The organism is Hufsiella arboris (assembly GCF_009834875.1).
Classification (GTDB): Bacteria; Bacteroidota; Bacteroidia; order Sphingobacteriales; family Sphingobacteriaceae; genus Hufsiella_A; species Hufsiella_A arboris.
The window spans coordinates 1-2313 of record NZ_WVHT01000029.1 but is presented as its reverse complement, the minus strand read 5'-3'; the positions used below and the strand labels follow the sequence as shown (position 1 = coordinate 2313).

Here is a 2313-nt window from a genome sequence, read left to right as displayed (position 1 = left end):
GTAGGCTATTCTAAATGAAACAATCCCTACTTATAATATTCGGACTTTTGACGTCTGCTTATGCATTCAGCCAGCAAAAGTGTGACAGCACTAATTTGCAAGTTGACAAGATCCAGTTACAAAGTTTCTGGACTGCATTCAAAAACGCCATAAACCAAAAAGACAAAGTGAAACTTGCAAGTCTTGTTCGTTTTCCTTTTACATGTGACTATTGCATTCTTGACACTAACAGACAGAAAAACCAACTATACATTAAGGTGACAAGGGCGACGTTTGACAGGTCGCAATACCAAATATTTTTTGCAGACAGACTGGTGAAAGAAGCAAACAAACATAATCTGCCGCAAGACTTTTTTATTTTTCAGCCTCATTTCAATACAGTTGACAAGAAATGCACTTACAGTTTTCAATATATCGCAAGAGATGAAAATGCCCAGCATCCAGGAATGCAGCACTGGTTTGACATTCAAAAGGTCAATGGACAATTTAAAATTGTTTCTGCATGGACACTGCCTTGAGCGACGACGAACAGCCTACAACAGCAGTTTTGCAAAAGTTGGGCTGACGAACTAAATTTAAACTGTAAACCACTATTCAGCTTTTGTACAAGTGTTAAGCAGACGAACATTAAATGCCCAACCTTCGCAAAGCCTTTGAACGTTAGCGGTAACTAAAACAAAAGACGGTGCTAGAAAAACTTACGAGACAATATGAAATTCAGACATCGCGAACGAAGGTTGAGATTTTAGAGCAAATTTCAAAAAAAGCATTAATTCAAAAAGATAATTCCAGTTTCATTCCGACAGACGAAATTAATTACAGAAAATTTAAGTTTGAAAACGATAGGATAGAAATCGAGCTATGGCCAAATATTTTCAATCCATTCAGAGGATATGGAACTATCTATTTTGATTTTCAGGATTCAAAAACAGGAACAAAAATAAAATCGACGATTGAAGCTTATTCAAAATATGTTATAGTTGGTGGGGGTTGTTTCACGCTATTCTTTTTGGTGTTATTTAGTGTTGCTGTGCTTTATATTGTTAAAGACAGCTTTTTGACAGCATTTATCTTCGTTCTCTTTGCGTGGCTAATAGCAATATTACCAACGTATTTAATGTTCCGTTTTTCATCCAATTGGTTAGAACAGTACTCTAAAAAAATACTGAATGACCTGAATTTATAAACTTAGCTACCGCTAACAACAAATTTGTTCAAAAATGGCTGACAGTGGTTTACGGTAATTCATCAGTTATTTATTTAATTAGTGCGGTGCGGAAATGGCTCTTCAAGTAATGCCATTTCTTCACAAATTCGCCAACCGTTATGTGTGATTTTAAAAGACGACAATGCTAAAACGAATATTCATATTAAACACAGACGACAGGCGACCCTGGCTTAAAATAATTCTTTGGTGGGAGTTCAGAAGAATACTTTATAATTTCCTACTTATAGTTTTCGGCATTCTCGCATTGACAATTTTGTCTTTTATCGTTAAAGACCTTTGGTCGTTCTTTTCGCCACCAATTTTTTTTTTAATTGGGACAGGACTGTTCTTGGTTTTAGCAAACGTATTTTACACAAGTGGTTGGATTTTTCAACTAATAACTCGTAATAGTTCAAACAAATTTATTATTCGAATAAGACCCAAGGTTTTTATTTACGGACTAATCTTTTCTTTTGGCATTCAACTAATTCCTTCTCTTGCGACAGGAATTTATACAATAGTAACAGGCGAAAGAATTAAATCACGCTATGCAGACTTTGCGACAAGCGAACCTAAATTCAACGACATTGTTGGCGAATACAAATTAGCTGACTTAAGTAAACGACAACTCAACTTCCCAGATAGTCTAACTAACAAGACAATCATTCGATTTAACGCTGACAGCACATTTGCATTCCAATATTTCCCTGACCACGGAATGGCAATGGACTTGACCAGCTACGACATTGTTAACGCGACAGGAAAATGGAAAATTGAAAAAAATCAAGGTAGTTGGGTAATTCCAATGGACTTTGATATAAGCACAAGTATTAAGACAGGACAAACAGATAGTTCTGGTTTTTACAATAGCAACGGGTTTAGCATTAATAAAGACAAACCACCATATGAAATTTATATAACGGTAGGTGACCCTGACAGTTGGGAAGGTGTTACATTACAAAGACGATGAGAAGAAAAACCACACATAACAGGCGTTTGGCAAAAAAGCGGGTTCACACCTAAATGAAGCTTTGTGCTTTGTATCAAGTTCAGTGCTTGCAGACAGTTTTGTGCTTCGAAATCCGCTTCTTCGCCAAACGCCAAAC

At 36.2% G+C, this 2313-nt stretch carries 3 protein-coding genes; all 3 read left to right on the top strand.

The window, feature by feature from the left end; translation table 11 throughout:
- Positions 1 to 14: 14 nt before the first annotated feature.
- The 3 genes from GS399_RS20480 to GS399_RS20470 all read left to right on the top strand — a co-directional run bounded on the left by GS399_RS20480 (position 15) and on the right by GS399_RS20470 (position 2177).
- Positions 15 to 518: a hypothetical protein gene (locus GS399_RS20480; RefSeq protein ID WP_160846526.1), complete on the top strand. Its 504-nt coding sequence runs from the start codon at positions 15 to 17 to the stop codon at positions 516 to 518.
- 167 nt (positions 519 to 685) lie between these two features.
- Positions 686 to 1186: a hypothetical protein gene (locus tag GS399_RS20475; protein WP_160846525.1), complete on the top strand. Its 501-nt coding sequence runs from the start codon at positions 686 to 688 to the stop codon at positions 1184 to 1186.
- A gap of 163 nt (positions 1187 to 1349) precedes the next feature.
- Positions 1350 to 2177, top strand: coding sequence for a hypothetical protein (locus GS399_RS20470; RefSeq protein WP_160846524.1), 828 nt, complete (start codon positions 1350 to 1352; stop codon positions 2175 to 2177).
- Positions 2178 to 2313 lie beyond the last annotated feature (136 nt).

Bases quoted from the DNA above. Each gene is read 5' to 3' on its own strand.
- GS399_RS20480 (WP_160846526.1), top strand. From the start codon at position 15: ATGAAACAATCCCTACTTATAATATTCGGACTTTTGACGTCTGCTTAT.
- GS399_RS20470 (WP_160846524.1), top strand. From the start codon at position 1,350: ATGCTAAAACGAATATTCATATTAAACACAGACGACAGGCGACCCTGG.